Consider the following 25749-nt stretch of genomic DNA (forward strand, 5'->3'; position numbering starts at 1 on the left):
CAATTAGGTTAACTAATATACATTACTGCTAAATTAACCTAATTGGTATTAGCACCTTCGTGCTGTAATGAAAACTAAGAGGCGAAAAGTACGCCTCCATCATTAATTAAAACGATCCGCGAATACCAAACGCGTAACGTGAGCCATTATCTTCTACTGAATAGATTTGGTTAGCAAAACGACCTGTTTGCACTAACTCTTCTTCAGTGATGTTGATGCCTTCTGCAAAAATAGTGAAGTTTTCGTTAATATCGTAGCTTGCACTAATATCCCACTGGCCGTAAGTTTCTACGTTCACTGGTTCACCGTTAAAGCCGTTATCAACTAAGCGTAAAAAGCCTTCACGGTTGTTAAATGCAACACGTGCTTGCCAGTTTTCTTGCTCATAGAAAAATATTAAGTTTTGTGAATCCCCAAGACCTTCTAGTGCAAATGTTTGTGTAGTATCGTCACCCACACTAATGTCGCTATTCACAACAGTTGCATTAGCAATAAAACCAAAGCCATTTTCAAACATGTGAGTAACACCGACTTCAAAGCCGGTTACAGTTGCAGACTCACCATTTTGAGGACGACTTACAGTGTAAACTTCTGAACTACCAATAAGTTCGTCATCTGTTTGATCTGTACATGTAGTACACGCAAAATCAGGGCCTGAACGATCAGACATTTCGTATGTTTCGGCACCTGTTAGGGTAACAATAAAGTCGTCTACTTCTTTACTAAATACTGCAAAGCTAAATAAGTTAGCATCGTTGTAGTACCACTCGTAAGAAATATCCCAGTTTTCTGATTGGAATGGTTTAAGTGCTGGATTACCACCACTTGCCGTTAAGTTTTGACGACGTGGCTCGTTAAAGTTTGTCGCAGGAGATAGCTGAGACATCGTTGGACGAGTAATACTGTCATACGCCGCAAAGCGTAAAATCATGTTGTCTTGCAGCTCTAACTTAACATTGAAAGACGGTAATAAGTTTGAGTAGCTAGTGCCTTGCTCGATGTTCGTTGCAGGCCCAAAAACATTCTGAAACAATGTTGCGTCAGATGTTGGTATTACATCGCTAATAAAGCTTTGTATTGCAGCAACTTTAATATCAGTTTCTGAGTAACGAGCACCCATATTTACGGTTACTGGCATATCAGCTAGGTCAAAACCAAGCGTAAAGTCCATGTATAAGCTAGTGATGTCTTCGTTAATTGTGTAACGGTTATTTTGTAGCGTTGGCTCTACTGGGAAACCTTGATCGGCTAGGTAATCAAGCATTTTATCACCGTCGTAGGTGTAGAATGTATCGATTAAGCCTGGGAAGTAATTGCTTGCTTGGTATGCTTCAAAATCAATTGCATCAAGTGGTGCTTGTGTACCATAACCACAGAACTGACATTGACTACCAAAGATTTGAAAGCTTGATTTTTCACGCTCTTGGCGATAAGCACCAAAGTTAATGCGATCAACTGGGCCTTTATCTGGCACATATTCAAAATCGGCTTTTACTTCAGTAATTTCATCTTCATCTGTAAATTGATTACCAATTTCGTTGTAATGAAGACGCGCTAGGCTTGGATCTGGCAGCGAACCATTTTCAAAACCGTCATGCTGTACAGTAGGAATGCTGCCTGTACCGTCAAAAGTATAGCTATTGATAACACCTACAACGTTAAAACGATCTCTACCAGCACGGTCGTTTTCGGCTGTTGAGCGAGATACATCAAATTTAGCTTTTAATGACTCGTTTACTTGCCAATCAACGTTAATACCAAATGCTTTATTAGTTACATCACGTGAATTACGTGTATGCGATACAAAGTCACTTGCAGGGTCGCCACTTGGCGCGCCTAAACCAACTTCTTGAGAGAAAGTTAAAAGAGTGCCTGTTTCTGGATCAATCGTTGCACTGCCTACGCGGTCTGGTTCAAACCAAGATGCTAAATCGCGGACTGTTGAGTCAACTTCGAATTTTGAAATCATGCCATCAACAGTAATCGTAACATCGTCAGACGGTGCGTATTGAAGTACTAAACTTGCATTTGTACGCTCGCGGTCTTGCTCATCAACTACTTGGTCCCAGTTACGTGGAATGTAAGCATTTTCAAACAATACACCATCAGTTGGGTTAGAAATTGTTTGGCCACCGCGCCAACCTGCCGTTAAAATTTGGTTATTTTGAAGTTTACGTTGTTGATTAGTGATGGCAAAAAGCACACCTAGCTTGTCATCGTTAAACGTATTACTTATTAAGAATGATGTTGATGGAGATACTTCTTCAGAAAGGCTTTCGTACATACCTTTAACTGAACCTAAAATATGTAAACCACCAAAATCAAAAGGACGTGCTGTAGTTACGTTAACCGTACCGCCAATGCCGCCTTCTTGAAGAGTTGCTGTATTACTTTTATAAATATCAGCACCGGTGATTTGATCCGCGGCCAATACATCAAAGTTAAATTCACGACCTGCGCTGTCGGTCGCAATTTGACGACCATTAACAAGTACAGTATTAAATTGTGGACCAAAACCACGAATAGTTACCGCTTGGCCTTCACCACCACTACGGTCAATTGCTACACCTGTAATACGTTGCAGAGATTCTGCTACGTTTAAATCAGGAAATTTACCAAGATCTTCTGCTTTAATCCCGTCTGTAACAACATTAGATGCTTTTTTATCCAACATTGATGAACGTAAGCTGCTGCGGATACCCGTTACTGCGATAACTTCAACATCTTCATTTACTACTGTAGGCGTATTGCCTTCAGCGCCTTGAGCTGCAACGTTTCCGCTTGCCAATATGCCAGTGATAGCAATACTGATCGCGGTTTTCTTGTTGAACGATAACTTATTGTTAATTATCATTTTTTAAAAACTCCTGATTGTGTGTAGTCGTTGTGTCGTTGTGGTAGTGCATATAGTTTCAAATACTATTTATATTATAAATACTTTAAAACAGCAAAAAGTGCAACCTTTTCCTGAATTATAGATAGCATTTAATCACCGTATTTTTGCTTTTAATTTTCTTTAAATTAACATTGAAAGGCTGAATTCACTCAGAAAAAGAGTAAATAATAACCTGCTCGTAATCCTCTCCCGGCAATAAATTAGCTTTTGGGAAATTTTCACGATTTGGCGCATCAGGCCAATTTTGCGCTTCAAAGCACAAAGCTTGCCGTGCTTTAAAAGGCGCACCAACAAAGTTAGCAGTATATAGTTGCATACCTGGCTGAGTGCTTTTAAGGGTTAAATTAACCTTCGTGTGTGGCGAAGTTAATGTAGCCATCGTCTTTAAACTGCTGTCATCATTAAAAATATAGCAGTGATCAAAGCCATTTCCAGCTTCTAACTGAGGATGAACAGCGCTTAATGCCGCACCAACTTGAGCTGGCTTGGTAAAATCAAAGCAGGTGCCTGTAACTAAAGCGGATTCATTAAGTGGAATACTGGTTTTATCGATAGGAAGATAGTAATTGGTATTAACTTGAACAAGGTGTTCATTAATTGATTCGCTGCCATCAAGATTAAAGTAACAATGGTTGGTAAAGTTAACGAGCGTTTCTTTATTGGTTAGCGCTTTAAAGTGCAGAGTAAGCTCGCCGTTTTTAGCGCTAATAGTTTGCCAAACCTGCAACTCACCAGGGAAACCTTGTTCGCCGTCGGGAGAGCAATAATAAAGCTCAACTTCACTTTCAGTTTGTTTGGTTACTTGCCAAAGTACTTTATTAAAGCCTTTAACGCCGCCATGCAGGCTATTAGGACCGTTATTTGCTTCCAGTTGATACTGCGTACCAGATAAGTTAAAACGCCCCTTTGCAATGCGATTAGCGTATCGACCTACTGTAGCGCCAAGATAAAATGGGTTTTCAAGATAGTATTGAGGGTCATCGACGCTAAGCGTCATCTCTTGTTTTTTAAATTTAATGCTTTTTATTATTGCGCCAAACGGCAAAATTTCAGCTGTTAAATTTTCACCATCACTGAGCTGAATAACTTGTAAAGGTTGGTCACTGGCAATAGATGTCACACGCATACTCCAATCAAATTACCGAATTAACATTTCCTGTTATAACGGCGCAACAATATATATTATAAATACTATATAACTGAAGCCTGTAACTCAATCTAAATGCGTTAAAATTTCTCGACAAAAATTTACAGTTGCCGTCATATATTTACAATAATTCAGCTCAGCACGAGCTTATATAAAATATAAGCTTCGTAAGGTTAACTGCTTTGGTAAATATGCTCATTAAGCGCCGCTTTTTCGTCAACGCTAAGCGCTTGCTTTGATTTAGCGATAAAATCGTATCTCACCATCACGGCTTTGCCTATTGCGCAGCATTTATCGTGTTGCCATGCTTCTTGCCTCAGCGTAAAAGAACTAGTGCCTATATGCTCTACAGAGGTTTTTACTGTCACTTCGTGGCCATAAAATAATTCGCCTACAAACGACACTTCTACTTTGGCAATTATCAACTTCCAATCATGTGGATTTAAGTCCGGTGTAAAAAACTTAAAAATAGGTCCACGCGCGACTTCAAACCATACAGGGAGTACGGTATTGTTAATGTGTCCGAGTGCATCTGTTTCGCTAAAGCGCGGCATCACTTTTTCAATAAACATAAAAATCCAATAATAATTATATAAAGGTAAACCATGACGGACTTTATACGCGTTATTGATAACGCATTAAGCGATGAGTTTTGCGATGAATTTATTACCACATTCGCGCAAAGCCCGCATGTAAAACAAGGGGTAACATCGGGCGGTGTCGACTTAAAGAAAAAAGACAGCCACGATCTGCATTTAAATAATCACCCCGAATATGCACAACAATTAAAACATATACAACAAACGACTGCACAGCATGTTTTTAAGTATGTTGAAGAACATATTTTTATGATGATTGGGGCGTTTGGATTAAAGGTCTATCACCCAAAAACAGGTGAAGTAGTCGATTTAACTCAAGACAATTTTGAAGAAGTAGGTAAACCGCAACTACCTGTTTTAGTACAGCAAATTTTTAGACTTGGCAATATCCAGGCGCAAAAATACGAAGTAAATAAGGGTGGCTATCCTTACTGGCACAGTGAGGTATATCCGCAGCTACAACACAATGAAGCTTTGCATCGCGTGTTGTTATTTATGTTTTATTTAAACGATGTAGAAGAAGGTGGTGAAACTGAGTTTTACTATCAAAATCGTAAAATAGCACCTAAAAAAGGCACTATGGTAATAGCCCCAGGCTACTTTACACATACTCATAGAGGTAATAAGCCAGTATCAAACGATAAGTATATTTTAACCTCGTGGGTGCTGTTTAATCGTGCAGAACAAATATATGGTGCGCCAAAAAGTTAGCGCACCATAGCTTATATGATTAACCTAGTAGCTCATCAAATAAATCAAACAGTTGATCAAGCTCTTTAATAGTGTTGTAGTGCATACAACCAATGCGCACTACACCGCCTTTATCAAGCACATCTAACTGCTTGCATAAACCTTGCGCGTAAAAATTACCATCCCACACACATATATGCTGCTTACCTAAAAATTCTGAAACGGCGCGTGGCTCAAGCCCTTCAAAAATTAAAGCAAAAGTAGGTGTACGCTCATTCAAGCGATCAAAGTCATCAATACCAAACAACTTAATGCGTGGGTAGTTTACCAAGCGCGTTAAAAAGTGCTCACTAAGCGCCATTTCATGCTGTTTAGTTTTAGCAAAGGCCACGCTTAACTTTTCGCGGCGTGAATGGCTATCATCAAGCTCGCTTATTGCTGCAATATAATCAACTGCCGCGATAAAACCCGCCATTGCTTCAAAGCTTTGTGTACCAGTTTCCCAGCGACCTGGTGCTACGTCTTTAGCGGGTTCTACTTTGTACGGTGTAAACCCATCTAAATGTTCTTTTTTACCGTAAACCATACCTAAATGCGGGCCAAAAAACTTATATGCAGAGCAGGCTAAAAAGTCGCAATCAAGCGCTTGCACGTCAACAAGCTCGTGCGGTGCATAATGTACGGCATCAACATAAACAAGTGCGCCTACAGCGTGAGCAAGCTCTACAATACGTTTAATATTGTTGATTGAACCTGTGGTATTTGACGCATACGTTACCGCTACAAGCCTAGTATTGCTGTTTAATAAGCTTTCAAATTGCACCATATCTAAGCTGCAATCTGCTTCGTTAATAAGCGCTGTATTTACAACAACGCCTTTATCTTCTGCGGCTTGCTGCCACGACGATACATTTGAGAAGTGATCGGCATTGGTTACAATTATTTCATCGCCAGCTTGCCAGTCGCGTGAAATAGCACGGCTAAAGCTAAATGTTAGGCTGGTCATGTTTGGACCAAACACAATTTGTTGTGAGCTAGGTGCATTAAGTAAGTCAGCAGCTGCTTGGCGCGCATTCGCCATCAGTTCAACCGTTTTATCACTTGAAAAAAACGCGCCACCTAGGTTTGAGTTGTAGTGCCCTAAATAAGCTGTCATCGCATTAAGCACCGATGTTGGTACCTGCGAGCCGCCTGGTCCATCTAAAAATATTGGCGATTTACCATCAACGGTCTGCATTAATGCAGGATACTGCTCACGTAATTGCGTTATGTTCATGCCTAACTCCCTTAAGACGTTAATACAAAACAATCCAGGTAACCTGGTTTGCTAGCATCAATTTTGTTCATAGGTGTTGCGTTATGCCACACTTGACGGTCATTTATTAATGCAAACATGCCGTCTTTTATTTCCATTTTAAAACAAGGCTCAGCTTGCTTGTTTTCGTATACAAGTAGCTCGCCACCTTCTAAATTTTCATGAGAAACACCGCATATACATACATGGTCAAAACCATCTTGATGCACGCCTTCTGGCGCTGCTGGTGTATCACTATTAATAGCAAGCATACGGAACTGATGAATTTCAATATCACGCTGCTCATCAATGCCGGTAAGTTGGCGAAACTCATTTACAATGCTTTTCATACCTTCTGACTCAAGTAAACTTTGCTCTAAGTTTTCGTAAGTGCGCTCTACATTACCTTGAAAAGTATTAATTGAATCGTCTTGAACAAATGCTTTGGCTTGCTGTAGCTTTATTTCACCATTTTGCATTTTAACTACTGAGTAACGACGTTTACGAAAGGCACCATCTGCATAAGGATTAGCAGGCAGGTTATCAAAAGAAGGCTTAACCAAATTAATATTTGCTTGGTTAACAAAACGTAGTTGCAGTAAATTCTGGTTGTTTAATGCTGTCATAAAATCTCGCTTAAAATAATGAGAATATTGATGAGGATTTTAATGCATTTTGATAGGAATTTTTGCGCGATTAATTACTTTAAAAGTAACTTAAGACTAGATTTAATACAATAATATAAAAAAAGAAGCATGAACTATCTAATATTTATTTTAGCCAATAAAAAACCCGCCTAAGCGGGTTTTTAAACAAACTCTAAAAATTATACAGCTTGTTGAATAATCACGTTGTCTGCTTTTTTAGTGTAAGCAGGCATACGGTGGAAGTTCAAGTAACGGTATGTATCTGAAGCCGTTGCATTGATCTTCGCAGCATATTCTTGGTACTCAGCAGCTGTAGGTAGTCTACCTATGATTGCAGCAATTGCAGCAAGCTCAGATGATGCTAAGAATACGTTTGCGCCATTACCTAAACGGTTAGGGAAGTTACGTGTAGAGGTAGACACAACCGTTGCTTTATCTGCAACACGTGCTTGGTTACCCATACATAGTGAACAACCTGGAGTTTCGATACGTGCGCCAACACGACCAAAAATACCGTAGTAACCTTCTTCTGTAAGTTGATCTTTGTCCATCTTAGTAGGTGGAGCAACCCAAAGCTGAGTCGGAAGTTGACCTTTAAAGCCATCAAGCAACTTACCAGCAGCACGGAAGTGACCAATGTTAGTCATACAAGAACCGATGAATACTTCATCAATTTTCTCGCCAGCAACATCAGAAAGAAGACGCGCATCATCTGGGTCATTTGGAGCACAAAGAACTGGCTCTTTAATCTCAGCTAAATCAATTTCAACGATATGCTTGTACTCTGCATCAGCGTCAGCTTCCATTAGTTCTGGGTTAGCTAACCAATCTTGCATTGCAGTAATACGACGTTCAATCGTACGTACATCGCCGTAACCTTCAGAAATCATCCACTTAAGCATAACAATGTTAGATTCAAGGTACTCAGAGATAGACTCTTTAGAAAGCTTAACTGTACAACCAGCTGCAGAACGCTCTGCAGATGCATCTGATAATTCAAACGCTTGCTCAACAGTAAGGTGCTCAACGCCTTCAATTTCTAGTACGCGACCAGAGAATTCGTTAATTTTACCTTTTTTCTCAACTGTTAATAAACCTTGTTTGATACCGTAGTAAGGGATTGCATGAACAAGATCACGTAACGTGATACCTGGTTGCATTTCGCCTTTAAAACGAACCAAAATAGATTCAGGCATATCAAGTGGCATAACACCCGTTGCTGCTGCGAATGCTACTGCACCCGAACCTGCTGGGAATGAAATACCTAATGGGAAACGTGTATGTGAATCACCACCAGTACCTACGGTATCTGGTAATAACATACGGTTTAACCACGAGTGAATAATACCATCACCTGGACGAAGTGAAACACCGCCACGGTTCATGATGAAATCAGGAAGCGTATGGTGAGTGCTTACATCGATAGGCTTAGGATAAGCTGATGTATGACAAAATGACTGCATTGTTAAATCTGCAGAGAAACCTAAACATGCTAAATCTTTAAGTTCATCACGTGTCATAGGACCTGTTGTATCTTGCGAACCAACAGTTGTCATTTTAGGTTCACAGTACTGACCTGGGCGAATACCTGCAACGTTACATGCTTTACCAACCATTTTTTGCGCTAGTGTGAAGCCTTTATCAGAAACTTCTGTTGCTGTTGGTACCTTAAATATATCAGTTGCGCCTAAGCCAAGAGATGTACGTGCTTTATTAGTTAAACCACGACCGATAATTAGTGGAATACGACCACCAGCACGAACTTCATCTAAAATCACATCAGATTTAAGTTCAAAAGTAGAAATCACTTTATCAGTACCATGTTGCTTAACAACACCTTCGTACGGATAAATGTCGATTTGCTCACCCATGTTGAGTTCATCAACATTTAATTCGATTGGTAATGCGCCTGAATCTTCCATTGTGTTGAAGAAGATTGGAGCAATTTTATTACCTAAACATACACCGCCAACACGCTTGTTTGGTACGAACGGGATATCATCGCCCATAAACCAAAGTACAGAGTTAGTTGCAGACTTACGAGAAGAACCCGTACCAACAACATCACCTACGTAAGCAAGTGGTAAACCTTTAGTTTTTAATTCTTCAAGCTGAGTAATTGGACCTACTTCGCCCGCTTTATCAGGTGTAATACCGTCACGTTCAATTTTTAGCATTGCTAAAGCATGAAGTGGGATGTCTGGACGAGACCATGCATCTGGTGCAGGTGACAAGTCATCAGTATTTGTTTCGCCAGTTACTTTAAATACAGTAACTGAGATCTTTTCAGCAACAGCTGGCTTATTAGTAAACCATTCTGCATTTGCCCAAGATTCGATAATTTGCTTAGCGAATGTGTTACCCGCCTTTGCTTTTTCTTCTACATCGTAGAACGCATCAAACATAAGTAATGTATTTGAAAGGCCTTTAACTACGATTGGTGCAAGTGTTTCGTCATCAAGTAGGTCAATCATTGGTGCGATATTGTAACCGCCCAACATTGTACCTAACAATTCTGCCGCTTTTTCTTTAGAAACAAGTGGAGAATTAGTTTCACCTTTAGCTAAAGCTGCTAAAAATCCCGCTTTAATATAAGCAGCATCATCAACACCTGCTGGTATACGCTGAATGAACAAATCTAAAATGAATTCTTCTTCACCTGCTGGTGGAGTTTTTATTAATTCAATAAGATCAGCAGTTTGCTGAGCATCTAATGGCGCTGGTACGATACCTAACGCGGCACGTTCTTCTACGTGTTTACGATATTCTTGTAGCACAATATTGCCCTCTTGGTGACGTGAAAGTATCCGGTAGCGCTTCAAGCGCAAATAAGTTACCCAATACTTATAGTATTCTAACGCGTAATTATAAAGCTTTTATGGATAGATGAAAATCCATCCAGTTGCGCAACTGATTATACCGATTATAAATACTATGAATAGTGGTTGTAGTAAAAACTATTTTCATGAATACTTATTAAGTAATAATCATTACCATTAACCAATATTAATTTATTACAGCCATAAAAAAACCCAGCACTTGGCTGGGTTTTTATTACAAACTATTTAATTAACGTAAAACTTTAACGTTTTTGATAGTTTTGATATGCGCTTCTACACGACGGTTTTCTGCGTTTGCAGCTTTAGTGTTTGCATCATTTTTAAGACGCTCTTCACCTAAACCAACTGTAGTAATACGGTCTTTAGCAATGCCATCAGAAACTAATTGCTCAGCTACTGCATCAGCACGTTTTTTAGATAACCATTTGTTGTAAGTTGCTTTACCTACAGAAGAAGTGTGACCTTCTAAAAGTACTGTTGTATCTGGGTACTCTTTTAAGAATGCAGATACTTTTTCAATATCGTTTAAATACTGAGTAGATACCGCTGAAGCATTGTTAGGGAAAGTCACTAATAAGCTTACAGTTACTTCTTTATCTTCATATAAAGTACAACCAGTGCCATCAACTGCATCAGTCATAGGTGTGTTAGCACACTTATCATCTGCATCAGCAATGTTGTCGTTGTCGCTATCTGTAGGAGCTACAGCTACTTCAATTACCTTAGGCTCTGGAGCTGGTTTAACTGGCTCTACAGGAGCTGAATTTTGGCCGAATAAGTAGTTAATACCAATTTTAGCGCCTACATCTGTGTAACCACGGTCAAGACCTTGGTATACAGCTGTTTCAGCATTTACAAATAAGCCATCTGTAATGAAATGTTGGTAACCAACACCTGCATTTAAGAATGTGTTGTCATCTACTACGTCCATTTCTTTAATACCGAAAAGACCGTAGAAAGGACCACCATTTAAATGGTAAAGAGCATCAATACCGTAACGCTCGCCATCAATACTGTTGCGGTTGCCAGCAACTTTATCAAAAGCATTAAAATCCATATCTGCATATTCAAGACGTGCGCTCCAGTAGTCACTGAAACGGTAACCGGCTTCAACACCCCAGCCAGTTGATTCATTTACGTCAAGACCAGCTTGAGCACGCATGTTTTTCCAAGATGCGTCATAGTAGTCGCCAAATGCGCCAATGTAGAAACCTTCTTCTTTATCAGCAGCGAATGTAGATGCGCTAGTTGCAGCCAACGCGATTGCAATTGTAAGTGATTTTAATTTCATTGTTTTCTTCCCATTTGAACAATTTTAAATTGTAGCTAATCGATACTAGCTCAATCAGTTTTGTATAGACTAACTGAGCCTTTGTTAATCAATACTTAACGAAAAATAAAGTTTATAACTTTTTTCTATGCCCTGTCACAACACACATCCACTTACTATAGGCGAAATTGAAACTTTATTGAAAAATAAATATAGTAGTTTTTTGTAAATTAGTACTTAGCAAGGAATGTAAGAGCAATTAAATGCACTTATAAATGCAAAGAAATATTGCTTGGCTTTAATTCGGCGCATAATACCATCAGAATTAACATTCCCCTAGATATATGCGCATATTTGATTAAAAAATGACTCTTTTTAATCATGTAGTTATATTAAATGTTAAGAATTAAGTACCACAAAAGGTCTGGTAATCATTATCATTTATCGGTGAAGTTTGAAATTCTGATAATTTTTCACTATCAGAATACGGGCTACCCGCTACTTTTATAAAGCGCTGTAGTAACTCACTAGACCCTGTAGCGTTATATTGTGTAATTATTTCTTCGATCACATGATTACGCGGTATTACACGAGGATTTGCAGCTCTCATTACTTCATAACTATTATTGTCAGTTAAGCTTACCCACTTAGCTCTCCATTCAATTAGCGACTCAGGTATTACTGTTTCTTCTTTTAAGGATTCAGTAAGCGCATCGAAGGTATTGGTGTAATCGAGCTGGTTATCTTTTAATAGTGTTAACAACTCTGCGATTAACTCGCCATCACTGCTGCTAGATTCATTTAAACCCAGTTTTTGTTCCCACATAGCAGTAAACTCAATATTAAATTGCTCAGCAAAGCTATTAATGTATGGCGTCATTAACGTAACAGCCTGCTCGTCATCATCATTAATAAGTGGTATTAAACTCTCGGCCAAGCGTGCACAGTTCCAGTTAGCCATATTTGGCTGATTCCCAAAGGCATACCGACCTTGTTTATCGATAGAGCTAAATACGGTGTCAAAATCAAAATTATTCATCATAGCGCAGGGGCCGTAATCAATGGTTTCTCCGCTCACTAGCGTATTATCAGTATTCATTACTCCATGAATAAAGCCAACACGCATCCAGCTCACAACTAGCTTAACTTGGTTTTTAATCACAGCGCCTAAAAATGCTAAATAGCGCTGTGGTCCGGTGTCGGTTATTTCTGGATAATGTCGCTCTATAGCTAAATCGGCTAAATTTTTAAGCCCTTCAACATCGCCTTGCGTCGCTAAATATTGAAACGAGCCAACGCGAATATGACTGGTTGCTAAACGAGTAACTATTGCGCCTGCTTGTGGTGGGTTGCGATAAACCGTTTCACCGCTGCCAACGACCGCTAAACATCGGGTAGTTTTAATGCCTAGTGCATGCATTGCTTCGCTCATTACGTATTCACGAATAGCGGGCCCAAGTGCACAACGGCCATCACCCCCTCTTGAATAAGGAGTAGCGCCAGAGCCCTTTAATTGAATATCCCATAACTGGTTTTCATTGTCAGTAATAGCCCCTAATAAGTGGGCTCGTCCGTCACCTAAACGTGGTGAAAAATGTCCAAATTGGTGCCCAGAGTAACCAAGTGCAACTGCAGGAATCGCCTGCTTTTCATTACCGCTAAAAGTATTAGCACGTAAATCATCAGCGACATTAATATTAAACTGTTTTGCTAAGCTCTCGTTCCACAGCAATAACTGAGGGGAGGCAACACTTGCAGGGAAATCTTCAATTGCGAAGTTTTCCGCAATATCTGTGTATCTTGGCACTAATTTCATGGTAATTCCTATTATTGCTGACTTATACCCACGCGGTTATCACCTACACCATAGGCCACAATTAAGCTTAGCTCTTGCATACTTAAACCACTTTGCTTTTGCATTTCATTAAAAAAGGCTTGGGCTGCATTCAGTGATTTTTTGGTTTGTAAGCCGCCGTCTATAATTTTATGCGCACGCAAATAATTCTCTACATCGCGTGATAGTAAAAAAGTATCTTTACCAAGTGCTCGTAGCGCATAAGGCCCTGTATTTCCGCCTAAACGCGAACCATGCTTTTTTAAATACGCCCATAAACCAATAATATCGTCTGTTGGCCAATTAGCGACAAACTGGCTAAAACTGCCATGTTCTTGTGCTATTTCGTGGATCATGTAAGCATTTTCGGTAATTGTTTTTACTTTTTTATAGTTACGAACAATTCGCTCATCCGTTGCTTTTTGTTCCAGCATATCGGGTGGCATCATTAATAATTTATCAACACTAAAATCCCAAAAAACCTCTCTAAAGCCCGGCCACTTATTATTAATTACTGACCAATAAAAGCCGCTTTGAAATACTTTTCGAGTAAATTCTTCAAGCCAATCGTCGTCACTTAACGTGCTTAGTTGTTTTTTAGATAGCGGTTTTGCAAGTAATAACTTAAGCATTTCTTCAGAGCCTTTTCGCTCTACCGCTCGCTTATAAATATCGCTAAATTTTTCCATACTAATTAAATACCTCACTACTTATATTGCTAGTGTACGAGAAAAGCACCCAATACGTAACCACTCCCATTATGGATGAATGAATATGTATTTAGTAGCTTGACACCTAGACGGCTAAAATGCTTTAATCGCCGTAATTACCCTATTTAAATTGCAGCGGTTTGTAAGTTTTTACTCTACAAACAGGTGCAAAGGGCTAGAAGAGGTGCGTTATTCAGGTAGCGTATGTTAGGAGCGCAAACTCCAGTGAGCATACGTGAGGGGAATTAACGCCGAGAAGTAATCACTTTTGCGAAGTGTTTATTTCGGGCGACTAGGTTGAACCCTAGCGACTGTCACCAATAGCTGCTTATAACAAGCAGCTTATTAGTTTGGTGGAGAGCTTCTGGTCTTAAATATTAAGGCCGTGCGCCCTATTATTTTAAGCCCATTCGCTCTTCGAATTATTAGTTCGAACGACGTTAATGCGGCTCCTTCCATAAAGCTTTTTAACTCTTCGAATAACTTATAAGTTCGTGAGAGATGATCAACAACTTCAATTTAAACGACTACTCATTGTGGACCGCGCTTGTTACGCCATTTGATCAACACGGCGATGTTGACTACAACACGTTAACTAAGCTGGTTAGCGAGCAAGAAGCGGCACATAACGGTATTTTACTACTTGGTAGTACGGGCGAAGGCTTGGCGCTAACGCAAGAAGAGCAGCAAGCCATTGTTGAACACGTATGCCAGCTAAAACCAGCGGTACCATTAATGGTTGCTGTGGGTGGTAGTAACTTAAAGCAACAAATTGAGTGGGTTAACTATTGTAATACACTACCCATTCATAGCTTTTTACTTGGCTCACCCCTTTATGCAAAGCCCGGCGCTATAGGCCAAACTCATTGGTTTGAAAGCCTACTTAATGCAAGCGCTCACCCGTGTATGCTTTATAACGTACCGGGGCGCAGTGCTGTTAGCATCCCAACGGCAACAATTCAAAACTTACAAAACAATAAAAATTTATGGGCGTTAAAAGAAGCGAGCGGCAGCATTGCTCAGTTTGAAGCTTACCGCCAAGCGGCGCCTAATTTAGCTATATTTAGTGGCGACGATGCGCTAATGCCTTATTTTGCCCAAGCCGGCGCAAAAGGGTTAGTGTCGGTAGCTGCAAACGCATGGCCCGCACAAACTCACGAGTTTGTTAAACGCAGTTTAAGTGGTCAACATCCTAATTTATTTGCTCAGTGGACTAGTGCCATTAATAGCCTATTTGCTGTCGCAAACCCCATTCCCGTAAAGGTATTGATGCATTTGCAAGGCCGCTTAAGCAGCCCGCAACTTCGTCCACCTTTAACACACCTTGAGTTAACTCAAACCGATTGCATCACAACTGCAAACAACACCATTTTATCTTGGCATTAAATACAGGTTTTTATAATGAGCTGGTTAGAACTATTAAATAATTTAGAATCGGGCGCAGTACGCGCAGCATCACAAAACGAAAGCGGCCAATGGCAAGCTAACGTAGAAGTAAAAAAAGGCATTTTAGAAGCCTTTAAAAATGGCACTAATACTGAGTTTGCAGGCGGTTTTGTTGATAAACACAACTTAGCTCCACAAGAGTTTAGTACTGATGATGGCGTACGTATGGTGCCGGGTGGATCTAGCGTTCGCCGTGGTGCTTATGTTGCTAAAGGCACGATTATTATGCCACCAGCGTATGTAAACATCGGTGCATATATCGACGAAGGCACAATGGTAGATAGCCACGCATTAGTTGGCTCGTGTGCACAAGTAGGTAAAAACGTACATTTAAGTGCAGCAGTGCAGCTTGGTGGTGTACTTGAGCCAATTGGTGCAAGCCCAGTAGTTGTCGAAGACGATGCATTTATTGGCGCAGGCTGCGTTATTGTTGAAGGGGTAGTCATTAAAAAAGGTGCAGTGCTTGCACCAGGCGTGCGTTTATCTGCGACTATTCCAGTTTACGACTGCGTAAACGAGCGCCAACTAGATAAAGGCGAGCCTATTCCTGAATATGCCATTGTAATACCGGGCTCTCGTCCTGCGTCAAACGAATGGGCACGCAAGCAAGGCTTAAGTATGTCGTGTGCGTTAATTGTCAAATACCGCGACGAGAAAAGCGATGCATCATTATTACTTGAAGAGGTTTTACGATAATGAGCTTTTTGAGCACGCCTATCAAAACTGCTGTAAATACTATTACACAACAACTTGATACACCTTTTTTTGTTTACGACCTAGATCAACTAAACACGCATCTTGCGCGTTTAGTTGCGCAAACCGATGTAAAACTGTGGTACGCGGTAAAAGCAAACCCACTGTCTAAAATTATTCAAAGCTTAGACAACGCCGGTTTTAATTTTGACGTAGCAAGTAAAGGTGAGCTTGAGCAAGTATTAGCACAAGGTATTAGCTCACAGCGCGTGCTCAACACGGGGCCTGCAAAAAGCCCCAAACAAATTAAACACTTTATTGAGCGCGGCGTACGTATATTTGTAGCCGAAAGCCTCAATCAAGTCCGTTGGTTAAACCAACAAGCACAACTACAAAACACGCAGTTACAAGTACTTTTACGTGTACAGTTGCGCTGGCCTGAAGGTGAAAAAAACCCATTAGGTGGCGACAGCCTTACCCCATTTGGTTTGGGTTGTAATGAATGGCAAGCACTTAATGTAGCCGACTACCCTGCACTTAAGTTTGACGGCTTACATATTTTTCAGTGGGGCAACATGCTTAGCACGCAAAAGCTAAGCGAATTGTGGTCACAAATGATTGCACCACTTAGCCAACTTGCCGGCGATTTAAATATTAGCCTTAAAATTCTCGATTTAGGTGGTGGTTTAGGTATTCCCTATACACAAAGCGAAACAACACTTGATTGGGATGACTTAATAACGGCGCTCGCTAAAATTAAAAATGATGCAGGTGTAGAAGAGTTGTGGATGGAGCTTGGTCGCTATGCCGTTGGCGAATGCGGTCATTACGCCAACCCAGTAGTCGAACGCAAACAAAACTACAATCAAGAACAAGTCATTTTAAGCGGCGGTATAAACCACCTATTGCGCCCCGCTGTTACCAGTCAAGATTTTCCTGCAGCATTACTGCGCGAATCCAGTGCAAAAACTCAAGCGGTCACTTTATACGGGCCGCTTTGTACCGCGCTTGATTGCTTGGGTGAGCATAACCTACCAAGCGATTTAAATGAGCACGACTGGCTAGTGTTTAGCCAATGCGGTGCTTACGGCTTTACCGAAAGTATGCCGTATTTTTTATGCCACGAGCTAGCTGCCGAGTATACCCTGCAAAACGGTGAGCTTACCTGTGTTCGCCAAGCTGAAAATGCCAGTCATTATTTAAGGTAATAACTATGAGTAATACAACCCACATCAGCCAAGAGAACATCGTAGTAGGGGAAGTTGCAAACGGCTTACCGCTTACAATTCCTGTATATCGTTTAAAAGGCGATGGCACAGGGCCAAGTGTTTACATTCAGGCCAATATGCATGGCGCTGAAGTGCAAGGTAACGCGGTAATTTTTCAACTACTTGAGCAATTAAAACACCTAAACCTTAATGGCGACATTACATTAGTGCCTTATGCAAATCCGATTGGTTGTAATCAAAAGTCGGGCGAGTTTACCCTTGGCAGGTTCGATCCGATTACGGGCACTAATTGGAATCGCATGTACCACTACAATAAAAATTTAGTGACGCAGTTTGCACAAAATCATACTCAGTATGATGACGCTACATTAAAAAGTAACTTTAAACAGGCGCTTATTGACGAAGTAGACAGCAAACTCAACGGCCCTGCTTATTTACTTAATACGGGTAAACGCATTGCGCTTAACTTACAAAAGCTCGCTCATCAGGCTGATATAGTACTCGATTTACACACGGGGCCTATTTCAAGCAAACACTTGTATTGCCCAACTTATGCAACCGACAGCGCGCGCTATTTTAATATTGAACATGTACTGCTTATTCCGAGTGATTTTGACGGCGCTATGGACGAAGCTAACTTTTGCCCATGGTGGCATTTAAGTGATGCACTTAGCGAGCAAGGCCGTGAATTAACCATTCCCGTAGAAGCATTTACTGTAGAGCTAGGCAGCCAAGAAAAAATAGACTTAAAAGAAGCACTAAACGATGTAAACAGTATTTTAAGTTACTTAAATCATAAGGGCGTACTGCAAAACGCAACGAATACCCCTGCTGATATTACTCGTTATGCGTGTAATTTAGATGACTATTTTGCTTACTACGCCCCCATTGGCGGTATGGTTGAATACATAGCACCACTTGGCGGGCACATTAAAGCTGGTGAGCCTATTGCTAATATTTTACGGATGGAACGCTACTTAAGCGAGCAACCACTGCAGACACTTACTCTAGATTGCGATGCAATTGCCATTTTGCACTTTGCCTCAGCGAGTGTTAACCAAGGCACCGAGCTTTATAAGTTTTTTACTAACATATTTGAGCTTTAGCTCACCCTTCTCATTGCGTGAGAGCAGATTAACTAAAATAATTAATCTGCATTAAAAAAGCGGCCTAGGTCGCTTTTTTTCTGATCTATATTTACTTTATATACGTATAATGGTTGCTGTGAATACAAATTCAGTAAAAGTTCACCGTTACATATGTAAAAAGACGTTATAATTAAATTAACGCATACAACAACCCGAACTCACAAGGAATTACAATGAGCTGGCGTCACTGGATCACACTTTCTGCCTTAATAAGTACAGCGACCTTCGCACAAGAAGAAGTTGCTACAAACGAGCAAGATAACGACATCGAACTTGTAAAGCAGTGTATTTTAAATGAAGTAATTGGCGGAGACGGTAAACAGACATTAGACGATCTTCGTAAAAAGTGTTCAGCTCTTGAAGAAAACAAACAACTTACCGCGCTTGATAAACGCCAAGCTCGAGAAGAAGTCGGTAAAAAAAATAGAAACGTAATTACGCCACATAAGCGTAACTATATTTTACCGCTTTCGTACGTATCACACCCAAACGATCGCCCTTTTGATGGTTTTGACGAATTAACAGATGATAACGATGGCGAGCCACTAGACAACCTAGAAGCAAAATACCAGCTTTCAATCAAAGTGCCTCTATATGATAACTTTTCTGATGAAGACCAAGCCATATTTTTTGGCTTTACTCTGCAATCTTACTGGCAGCTTTATAACTCAGAAATCTCTTCTCCATTTCGTGAAACCAACTACGAACCAGAAATATTTTGGATAAACTACCTCGACCCAGAAAACGTATTATGGGGCGACGAAATGGCAATTTCACTAGGTATTTCGCATCAATCAAATGGTCGCAGCCAGCCAAACTCGCGTTCGTGGAACCGTATTTATGCAGACTTTATTTGGGAAAACAGAGGCTTTGTTTTTAGCTTTAAACCTTGGTACCGCATAGCTGAGGACGAAAAAGACAACGTTTTAGAAGCTAAAGGCGACGATAATCCAGACATATACAAATACATGGGCTATTTCGAATTTAGTGGTGCATACCGTCTTAACGATCATGAATTTAGCTTCATGACGCGTAACAACTTAAATTCAGAAAACCGTGGTGCAATTCAACTCGACTGGTCATTTCCGTTATGGGGTCGCGTTCGTGGTTATGCACAATATTTTAACGGTTATGGCGAAAGCTTAATTGATTACAACGCGGATGTAGAACGTATTGGTGTAGGTATATTATTAACTGACTTGTTATAAAACGAGCTCACAAAAAAGCCAAGCATTGCTTGGCTTTTTGTTTTTCGACATTAAACAATTATTTTTTAACCGCAAACACACCTTCAAACTCTGCAACTACATTGTCACCATCATAAATAGTAACAGGCACAATATAGGTTGCTTTACCGTCGGTTTCTAAATCGCTTAACTTGCCCTTACATGTTTGTATATCAACACAACCACGTGGGTCTGTAGTAAGCGGTTTTAAGTACTTAATGTTAGCATCGGCCAATACAATATTACCTTCAAGCCCAGCTTCTTTAAGTGCTAAGTACGTAGCGCCCCAACCTGTTAGCGTGGCCAAGCTATAAATAGACCCTGCAAACATCGTGTTATGTAGGTTTAAGTTAGCGTCAAGGTCGGCACTGGTTGTAAATTGCCAATCGGTATAGCTTTCTACCTTAATGCCCATCGCGTCACTAATTGGAATAGACTCACGCCATATATTTTGTAGTACTTGCGTCCAATTAGGGTGGCGGAACCAACCTGGTTCACATGGCTTTTGCTTTACCATTTTAAAGTGTTGAACATCACCATACGCTAAATGCGCTTTTTCTTTTAATTCATAACCGTGGCGCTTATAAAACTCAAGTGCTCGTTCGCGTGCAAACAATACAAGTTCACCGGCATTTTGAACCCATGCAATTTTTTCAAGCTCGTGCAGTAAGCGACTACCAATATGCTGGTTACGATTACCCTCAGCAACTGCCATATAACGCACTTGTGCTTGCTCATGATTGTTAAAGTGCAAACGTGCTACGCCTAGCACTTCACCTTCTTTATTTTTTATAAAGCGATGCTCAGAATCTTGTTCCATATCGTCTTGTTCAGAGCCACGAGGCTCGCCCCAAGGCGCGCGTAATACCTGCCAACGCAATTGATAATACGCTTGCCAATCTTCGCTACTTTGTGGGGTGCTTACCTGAAACATACATACTCCTGTTGTTATATAAGCCGCAAATAAAAGTCAAAAAAGGCTACGGCGCTATACTAATCGTATTGGTTATCTACCAAGCTAGAAAAATAAAATAATTAAATTGATTGGTATTATTATGGCAAATACCATACTCCATCCTAAAAAAACTGCAAATACGACTTTGGTGATGCCTGCAAAATAACGTAAAAAATAATAGCAAAGGGCATTGCGCTTTAACGTTGCTAGTTTATGCTGAGAATATGACTGAAAAAATCAATTATATAAATTCACTGACGGGTTTGCTAAGCGATCAATTTATTGAAAATAGCCACAGCATTGGTCAGTTAATCTATTGGCATAAATGCAGTGGTGATCACATTCAAGTACGTGAGCACGAGCAGTTACGCTGGTTACTTATTAACGACACCCTTCAATCTGTTATTGATTTAAATAATCCGAGCTTATTACTTTTTCCGCATTTATTGTACTTAGATAAGCATTGGCAAGCTCTTAAGCCGCCACAAAATGTGTTAGAACTTGGCCTTGGCGGTGGAGCAATTCGTAATTATTTACAGTATAAATACCCTAAAGCACAAATAACATCGGTTGAAAAAAACGCCGATATTATTGATTGCTATACCCAGTTTTTTTCGTCAAATAAAAATGAGCAACTGCTTTGCGCCGATGCGCAACAGGTTTTAAAAAGTGCGCTAAATGTTGATTGGGTTATTCTAGATTTATTTAGCCAAATAGATGCACCTCGATTTTTATTTGAAGAGGCATTTTATAAAAAAATCTACTCGGCTTTAAATAACAACGGCGTGCTATTTATTAACTTTTTATCGCAGCATGAGTCGCAATTAAAGCAACTTCAGCAGCTGTTACTCGATGTATTTGGTTGTAACGTCAGCCCGCAAAAAATTACGGGCTATGTAAATCATATTGTCGTGATCACTAAAAAAGAGGCATAAAAATAGGCTTAAACAGATAAGTTAAACGTAACGGGCCCGTCGTTACACAAGCTTACTTGCATATCGGCACCAAACTCACCTGTGGCTATTGTAAGCCCCAACTCTTTAGCTTGAGCAACAAAGTACTCGTAAAGCTCATTAGCTTGGCTTGGCGTTGCCGCAGATGAAAAACTAGGGCGCATACCCTTTTTAGTGTCAGCCGCTAGCGTAAATTGCGAAACCACAAGTAACTCACCTTTAATATCTTTAAGGCTTAAGTTCATTTTGTCGTTTTCGTCAGTAAAAATACGATAATTACTTACTTTGTGTAAAAGCTTGTCGGACGTTTGCTTGTCGTCGTGTTTTTCAACACCTAATAGCAACAATATACCATTGCCAATTTCGCCTACTACTTGGTTATTAATTTCTACTTTGGCATGCTTTACACGCTGTATTAAACCTTGCATTTAAACTGTGTCCTTTATTGCTGGTTCATCATCTTCTAGTTCAAGCTCAGGTGTTTCTGGAATATCATTTGGGCTAATGCACGCTGTAAATTCAGCGCCAAGCAAAACAACTACCCACGACAAATACACCCATACAAACAAAATAGGAATGGTAGCTACTGCACCATAAATAACTTCGTACGAAGGAAAATGGCTAATATAAAGTGCAAACCCTTTTTTAGTCAGCTCAAATAAAAGTGCCGCAAAAAAAGCGCCAGGTATTGCCGCTCTAAACGACACGCGCGTATTAGGCACTAAGGTGTAGAGCATAATAAAGCCCACCATCGAAATCCCGTACGGCAATAACTTTAACAAAAATCCGCTAAACCCAGGAATACCCTGATCTGCAAACGATACCAACGATACAATGTAAGAGGTAACACCAATACTAGCTCCGAGCAACATAGGCCCTAAGCTCAAAACCATCCAGTATACAGCAAATGAGATCATCATTGGGCGTTTTTTCTTAATTCGCCAAATTCGGTTTAATGTGGCATCTACATTGCGTATTAATAGTAAGGCTATTGCAGCTAAAAAGCCAATACCTACTGCCGTCATTTGGTTGGCATTGCCCGCAAAGGAGCTAATGTGCTCTCTAATAACATCGGTAGAAGTAGGGACAAAGTTGGTAAACAAAAAGCTCTCAATTTCCATGCGAGTAGATTCAAAGCCCGGAAAAGCCGAAAATATAGCAACACCCACCGCAATTAATGGCACTAACGACAGAAGTGTCACGTAAGCAAGGTAACCTGCATTAACCGTTATTTGATCGTCTATACAACGATTAAAATACTGCATCCACCAACCAGGTTGCTGGCGTATAAAGGACTTAACTTGCTGTTTGTAATGTGAGAGCTTATCATTCATACAATTGACTTGTGCTTATATAGTTTTGATTATAATAACAATCAGCGCCATAATTTACAGCACTAACGCACGTAAACAGGAATTCAAATGAAAAAACAAACATTACTCAGTGTTTCAATGCTTGTAGTAACACTTACTTTAACTGGCTGCCAATCAGCTTATTACTCTGCAATGGAAAAAGTGGGTGTTCACAAACGCGATATTCTTATCGACCGCGTAGAAGAAACCAAAGACTCTCAAGAAGAGTCACAAGAAGAATTTAAATCGGCACTAGAGCGCTTAACGACTCTAATCGATTTTAATGGTGGCGAATTACAAGACACTTATAATCAGTTAAACGACGATTACGAGTCGAGCTTAAATGCCGCTAACGAAGTCTCAACTAACATCAATAAGGTAGAAGACGTGGCAGAAGCGCTATTTGATGAGTGGGGCGATGAGTTGGAGCAGTACAAAAGCGCATCACTTAAGCGTGAAAGCAGCAAAAAGCTAGCCGCGACTCAGCGTCAATTTGATCAGCTATTACGCTCAATGCGCAGCGCAGAGAGTAAAATGGAGCCAGTATTAACCTCGCTTCATGATAACGTTTTATACTTAAAGCATAACTTAAATGCACAAGCGGTATCGGCTATTAAAGGTGAATTCACTAACCTTAAGCGCGATATTCAATTGTTGATGAACGACATGAACAAATCGATTGCCGATTCAAACAAATTTATTGAACAAATGAACAGCGCTGGCTAATCATTTGTTACTTTAACAAGCCTGCTTAATTGCAGGCTTTTTTATGTTAAAGGGAATGCTAAAAGGGATTTACAATGAAAAGCTTTTTAATCGCAACAATGCTCTTATGTATACTAACGGCCTGCGGTGCACCTAATAATATTAATCGTATTACCAGCCCCGACTCAGTTATAGTTATTAACGATAAAAACGGTCGTTATAAAAATTTATACACAGGTGAAAAAACATATCCTACTACCTGCACTGAAAACTGCTACCCAACCCACCCAGACTTACTATGCAAAACCGGCAGCGAAAACTGCCAGTATCAAGGCCAGCAAACTAAACCACAACTTAGCACCGGCTATACTGTGCGCTGGCTTGGTCACGCTAGTTTTGTAATTAACACCCCAAATGGTCAAAGTGTGCTGTTTGATCCGGTAAAAAATCAGTTTGATTCTCCAGTCGCACTTGGCTTTAAACTCGGCGGTGGTATTTATCGTAAAGCAGGCGCTTGGCCTAGTGAACAAGAACTGGAAAATATTGATGCGGTAATGTATTCGCATATTCATTACGATCACTTTAATAAAGCCGATATACAAAGCATTGGCAATAAACCTCATTATTTAACACCACTCGGTATGGCCGACAACTTCCCCACCGGCGGTTTTAATATTAGCGAAATGCCATGGTACTCAACAACCAATATTGACGACTTGGTTATTAATGCCGTGCCAGCTCATCATTTTAGCGCTCGAGTATTGGTGCCCTTTATTTACGAAGATAACAATAAAGACTTATGGAATGGCTGGCTGCTTGAACAAAACGGCAATACCTTATTTTTTGCAGGCGATACGGGCTACTCAAAACACTTTAAAGATATACAGCAAAAATATGGCGATATAGATGTGTGCTTAATACCAATCGCATCTTACTACAGTAAAGAAAGTGGCAAATTTTATCGCTACGTTCACACTACACCAGAAGACGCGCTTAACGCAGCACAAGAGCTTAACTGCAAAGTAATGATACCGTGGGGATACGGTAACTCAAGTTGGAAAATGGGCGACCACTCTAGTCACTCTGCTTTGCTACGTTTATTACACATGGTTAAAAAAATGGATGCTAAAACACCCCTGTATATTTTAAACGAAGGCGAAAGTATTTCACTGTAACTATTTACTTAGCTGTTTTAAGATTGTTATTACATTAAGCCAAATCCACAATAAAATTGAGAAATTAATGAAAAAATTAGCACTCGCCTTAAGCTTTTTATTAAGCACGCCAGCAATGGCCATTGATGTTGAACATACATCAACTCCAATTACTATTGATGGCGTATCTGAAAGTGCGTGGGATAAAGCCACTTGGCACGATATGCCTTATTTAATGGATGGCACACTGCCATCAAACGATGCCGATTTTAAAGGGCGTTATCGCTTACTGTGGGATCAAAACTACTTATACCTACAAGCCGATATAGTGGATGATGTTTTAATAGATACACACGCAGATCCAACCTATAAATATTGGGATGACGATGCATTAGAGATATTTATTGATAGCGATGCATCGGGCGGAAACCACCAATTTAATCACACCGCTTTGGCGTACCATATTGGCCTTGATAACCAAGCTGCCGATTACGGCCCAGATAAAAAAGCCCATTTGTATACCGACCACCTAGTCAGTAACTGGAAGCGCAACACCACCGCACCTTTTAACATCACGTGGGAAGTAGCAATAAAACTCTACCCGAACGATTATAAAGAAGGTGCTAAAAATACCCCAATTACACTTAGCGAAAAGCAAGTAATAGGCTTTATGTTAGCGTATTGCGATAACGATGGCAGCGACGTGCGCGAGCACTTTATGGGCTCACACGAAGTACAGCCAGTAAACGGCGACAGAAACCGTGGGTTTATAGACGCCGATGTATTTGGCAAAATCACCCTACTCCCTAAAAAGTAAGCCCCCCACACCAATAAGTAGATACCATCTCTTCTAATCAGCCTCAAGCTTTCTTTAAATAGCTTGGGGCTGATATTCAGTTTGATTCTTCACAACACCAAAACAGATATGTGTCAGCTTTCTCATTGCAGCACCAATTGCCTG

At 40.3% G+C, this 25749-nt stretch carries 22 protein-coding genes and 1 riboswitch; of the genes, 10 read left to right on the forward strand and 12 right to left on the reverse strand.

The window, feature by feature from the left end; all coding sequences use genetic code 11:
- Nucleotides 1-106: 106 nt before the first annotated feature.
- The 3 genes from BW142_RS17570 to BW142_RS17580 all read right to left on the reverse strand — a co-directional run bounded on the left by BW142_RS17570 (nucleotide 107) and on the right by BW142_RS17580 (nucleotide 4615).
- Nucleotides 107-2854, reverse strand: coding sequence for a TonB-dependent receptor (locus BW142_RS17570; RefSeq protein WP_076925788.1), 2748 nt, complete (start codon nucleotides 2852-2854; stop codon nucleotides 107-109).
- A gap of 187 nt (nucleotides 2855-3041) precedes the next feature.
- Nucleotides 3042-4016, reverse strand: a complete 975-nt coding sequence (locus tag BW142_RS17575; RefSeq protein WP_076925806.1) for an aldose epimerase family protein — start codon at nucleotides 4014-4016, stop codon at nucleotides 3042-3044.
- Nucleotides 4017-4216: 200 nt separating this feature from the next.
- The gene (locus BW142_RS17580) at nucleotides 4217-4615 is read right to left on the reverse strand and encodes an acyl-CoA thioesterase (protein ID WP_076925789.1); all 399 of its coding nucleotides are present in this window, start codon (nucleotides 4613-4615) and stop codon (nucleotides 4217-4219) included.
- 33 nt (nucleotides 4616-4648) lie between these two features.
- On the opposite strand from BW142_RS17580, the gene BW142_RS17585 reads away from it, so the two are divergent.
- The gene (locus BW142_RS17585; protein WP_024600038.1) at nucleotides 4649-5353 is read left to right on the forward strand and encodes a 2OG-Fe(II) oxygenase; all 705 of its coding nucleotides are present in this window, start codon (nucleotides 4649-4651) and stop codon (nucleotides 5351-5353) included.
- Between the two features lie 19 nt (nucleotides 5354-5372).
- On the opposite strand, the gene BW142_RS17590 is transcribed toward BW142_RS17585, so the two are convergent.
- The 6 genes from BW142_RS17590 to BW142_RS17615 all read right to left on the reverse strand — a co-directional run bounded on the left by BW142_RS17590 (nucleotide 5373) and on the right by BW142_RS17615 (nucleotide 13906).
- On the reverse strand, nucleotides 5373-6608 hold the full coding sequence (locus tag BW142_RS17590; RefSeq protein ID WP_076925790.1) for a cysteine desulfurase-like protein: 1236 nt from the start codon (nucleotides 6606-6608) through the stop codon (nucleotides 5373-5375).
- 11 nt (nucleotides 6609-6619) lie between these two features.
- Nucleotides 6620-7252, reverse strand: a complete 633-nt coding sequence (locus BW142_RS17595) for a 2OG-Fe dioxygenase family protein (RefSeq protein WP_076925791.1) — start codon at nucleotides 7250-7252, stop codon at nucleotides 6620-6622.
- 200 nt (nucleotides 7253-7452) lie between these two features.
- Nucleotides 7453-10050 (reverse strand): bifunctional aconitate hydratase 2/2-methylisocitrate dehydratase, encoded by a 2598-nt coding sequence (gene acnB, locus BW142_RS17600; RefSeq protein WP_076925792.1) that lies wholly within the window; start codon nucleotides 10048-10050, stop codon nucleotides 7453-7455.
- Nucleotides 10051-10342: 292 nt separating this feature from the next.
- The gene (locus BW142_RS17605; RefSeq protein ID WP_076925793.1) at nucleotides 10343-11404 is read right to left on the reverse strand and encodes an OmpA family protein; all 1062 of its coding nucleotides are present in this window, start codon (nucleotides 11402-11404) and stop codon (nucleotides 10343-10345) included.
- Nucleotides 11405-11789: 385 nt separating this feature from the next.
- A complete protein-coding gene (locus tag BW142_RS17610; protein WP_076925794.1) occupies nucleotides 11790-13199 on the reverse strand; it encodes a protein adenylyltransferase SelO family protein in 1410 nt (469 codons plus the stop codon).
- Between the two features lie 11 nt (nucleotides 13200-13210).
- The gene (locus tag BW142_RS17615; RefSeq protein ID WP_076925795.1) at nucleotides 13211-13906 is read right to left on the reverse strand and encodes a DNA-3-methyladenine glycosylase I; all 696 of its coding nucleotides are present in this window, start codon (nucleotides 13904-13906) and stop codon (nucleotides 13211-13213) included.
- Between the two features lie 192 nt (nucleotides 13907-14098).
- Nucleotides 14099-14299: riboswitch (Lysine riboswitch) on the forward strand.
- Between the two features lie 129 nt (nucleotides 14300-14428).
- On the opposite strand from BW142_RS17615, the gene dapA reads away from it, so the two are divergent.
- The 5 genes from dapA to BW142_RS17640 all read left to right on the forward strand — a co-directional run bounded on the left by dapA (nucleotide 14429) and on the right by BW142_RS17640 (nucleotide 19651).
- A complete protein-coding gene (gene dapA, locus BW142_RS17620) occupies nucleotides 14429-15313 on the forward strand; it encodes a 4-hydroxy-tetrahydrodipicolinate synthase (protein ID WP_024606521.1) in 885 nt (294 codons plus the stop codon).
- A gap of 15 nt (nucleotides 15314-15328) precedes the next feature.
- Nucleotides 15329-16069, forward strand: coding sequence for a 2,3,4,5-tetrahydropyridine-2,6-dicarboxylate N-succinyltransferase (locus BW142_RS17625; RefSeq protein ID WP_076925796.1), 741 nt, complete (start codon nucleotides 15329-15331; stop codon nucleotides 16067-16069).
- The gene (locus BW142_RS17630) at nucleotides 16069-17274 is read left to right on the forward strand and encodes a PLP-dependent decarboxylase (protein WP_076925797.1); all 1206 of its coding nucleotides are present in this window, start codon (nucleotides 16069-16071) and stop codon (nucleotides 17272-17274) included. Before BW142_RS17625 ends, BW142_RS17630 begins: the two co-directional genes overlap by 1 nt.
- 5 nt (nucleotides 17275-17279) lie before the next feature.
- The gene (locus BW142_RS17635) at nucleotides 17280-18401 is read left to right on the forward strand and encodes a succinylglutamate desuccinylase/aspartoacylase family protein (protein WP_076925798.1); all 1122 of its coding nucleotides are present in this window, start codon (nucleotides 17280-17282) and stop codon (nucleotides 18399-18401) included.
- Between the two features lie 215 nt (nucleotides 18402-18616).
- The gene (locus BW142_RS17640; protein ID WP_076925799.1) at nucleotides 18617-19651 is read left to right on the forward strand and encodes a phospholipase A; all 1035 of its coding nucleotides are present in this window, start codon (nucleotides 18617-18619) and stop codon (nucleotides 19649-19651) included.
- Nucleotides 19652-19709: 58 nt separating this feature from the next.
- Here BW142_RS17640 and BW142_RS17645 read toward each other — a convergent pair whose 3' ends face one another.
- Nucleotides 19710-20603: a bifunctional GNAT family N-acetyltransferase/hotdog fold thioesterase gene (locus tag BW142_RS17645; RefSeq protein ID WP_076925800.1), complete on the reverse strand. Its 894-nt coding sequence runs from the start codon at nucleotides 20601-20603 to the stop codon at nucleotides 19710-19712.
- 245 nt (nucleotides 20604-20848) lie between these two features.
- Between BW142_RS17645 and BW142_RS17650 the strand changes: the two genes are divergently transcribed.
- Nucleotides 20849-21559 (forward strand): methyltransferase, encoded by a 711-nt coding sequence (locus BW142_RS17650; protein WP_076925801.1) that lies wholly within the window; start codon nucleotides 20849-20851, stop codon nucleotides 21557-21559.
- Between the two features lie 8 nt (nucleotides 21560-21567).
- Here the strand turns inward: BW142_RS17650 and dtd are convergent, their stop codons facing one another.
- Nucleotides 21568-22005, reverse strand: a complete 438-nt coding sequence (dtd, locus tag BW142_RS17655; protein ID WP_024600024.1) for a D-aminoacyl-tRNA deacylase — start codon at nucleotides 22003-22005, stop codon at nucleotides 21568-21570.
- On the reverse strand, nucleotides 22006-22911 hold the full coding sequence (locus tag BW142_RS17660; RefSeq protein WP_024600023.1) for a virulence factor BrkB family protein: 906 nt from the start codon (nucleotides 22909-22911) through the stop codon (nucleotides 22006-22008). It lies immediately after the preceding gene.
- Nucleotides 22912-22998: 87 nt separating this feature from the next.
- On the opposite strand from BW142_RS17660, the gene BW142_RS17665 reads away from it, so the two are divergent.
- The 3 genes from BW142_RS17665 to BW142_RS17675 all read left to right on the forward strand — a co-directional run bounded on the left by BW142_RS17665 (nucleotide 22999) and on the right by BW142_RS17675 (nucleotide 25605).
- Complete coding sequence (locus BW142_RS17665; protein ID WP_076925802.1) at nucleotides 22999-23655, forward strand: DUF2959 domain-containing protein; 657 nt, start codon at nucleotides 22999-23001, stop codon at nucleotides 23653-23655.
- 74 nt (nucleotides 23656-23729) lie between these two features.
- Complete coding sequence (locus BW142_RS17670) at nucleotides 23730-24809, forward strand: MBL fold metallo-hydrolase (protein WP_076925803.1); 1080 nt, start codon at nucleotides 23730-23732, stop codon at nucleotides 24807-24809.
- Between the two features lie 67 nt (nucleotides 24810-24876).
- A complete protein-coding gene (locus BW142_RS17675) occupies nucleotides 24877-25605 on the forward strand; it encodes a CBM9 family sugar-binding protein (protein ID WP_076925804.1) in 729 nt (242 codons plus the stop codon).
- Nucleotides 25606-25749: the final 144 nt, after the last annotated feature.

It is taken from the genome of Pseudoalteromonas sp. EB27 (genome assembly GCF_001974875.1).
Classification (GTDB): domain Bacteria; phylum Pseudomonadota; class Gammaproteobacteria; order Enterobacterales; family Alteromonadaceae; genus Pseudoalteromonas.

Coding starts and splice junctions, on each gene's coding strand:
- BW142_RS17570 (WP_076925788.1), bottom strand. CDS start 2,854: ATGATAATTAACAATAAGTTATCGTTCAACAAGAAAACCGCGATCAGT.
- BW142_RS17580 (WP_076925789.1), bottom strand. CDS start 4,615: ATGTTTATTGAAAAAGTGATGCCGCGCTTTAGCGAAACAGATGCACTC.
- BW142_RS17585 (WP_024600038.1), top strand. CDS start 4,649: ATGACGGACTTTATACGCGTTATTGATAACGCATTAAGCGATGAGTTT.
- BW142_RS17590 (WP_076925790.1), bottom strand. CDS start 6,608: ATGAACATAACGCAATTACGTGAGCAGTATCCTGCATTAATGCAGACC.
- BW142_RS17595 (WP_076925791.1), bottom strand. CDS start 7,252: ATGACAGCATTAAACAACCAGAATTTACTGCAACTACGTTTTGTTAAC.
- BW142_RS17605 (WP_076925793.1), bottom strand. CDS start 11,404: ATGAAATTAAAATCACTTACAATTGCAATCGCGTTGGCTGCAACTAGC.
- BW142_RS17610 (WP_076925794.1), bottom strand. CDS start 13,199: ATGAAATTAGTGCCAAGATACACAGATATTGCGGAAAACTTCGCAATT.
- BW142_RS17615 (WP_076925795.1), bottom strand. CDS start 13,906: ATGGAAAAATTTAGCGATATTTATAAGCGAGCGGTAGAGCGAAAAGGC.
- dapA (WP_024606521.1), top strand. CDS start 14,429: ATGATCAACAACTTCAATTTAAACGACTACTCATTGTGGACCGCGCTT.
- BW142_RS17625 (WP_076925796.1), top strand. CDS start 15,329: ATGAGCTGGTTAGAACTATTAAATAATTTAGAATCGGGCGCAGTACGC.
- BW142_RS17630 (WP_076925797.1), top strand. CDS start 16,069: ATGAGCTTTTTGAGCACGCCTATCAAAACTGCTGTAAATACTATTACA.
- BW142_RS17635 (WP_076925798.1), top strand. CDS start 17,280: ATGAGTAATACAACCCACATCAGCCAAGAGAACATCGTAGTAGGGGAA.
- BW142_RS17640 (WP_076925799.1), top strand. CDS start 18,617: ATGAGCTGGCGTCACTGGATCACACTTTCTGCCTTAATAAGTACAGCG.
- BW142_RS17645 (WP_076925800.1), bottom strand. CDS start 20,603: ATGTTTCAGGTAAGCACCCCACAAAGTAGCGAAGATTGGCAAGCGTAT.
- BW142_RS17650 (WP_076925801.1), top strand. CDS start 20,849: ATGACTGAAAAAATCAATTATATAAATTCACTGACGGGTTTGCTAAGC.
- dtd (WP_024600024.1), bottom strand. CDS start 22,005: ATGCAAGGTTTAATACAGCGTGTAAAGCATGCCAAAGTAGAAATTAAT.
- BW142_RS17660 (WP_024600023.1), bottom strand. CDS start 22,911: ATGAATGATAAGCTCTCACATTACAAACAGCAAGTTAAGTCCTTTATA.
- BW142_RS17665 (WP_076925802.1), top strand. CDS start 22,999: ATGAAAAAACAAACATTACTCAGTGTTTCAATGCTTGTAGTAACACTT.
- BW142_RS17670 (WP_076925803.1), top strand. CDS start 23,730: ATGAAAAGCTTTTTAATCGCAACAATGCTCTTATGTATACTAACGGCC.
- BW142_RS17675 (WP_076925804.1), top strand. CDS start 24,877: ATGAAAAAATTAGCACTCGCCTTAAGCTTTTTATTAAGCACGCCAGCA.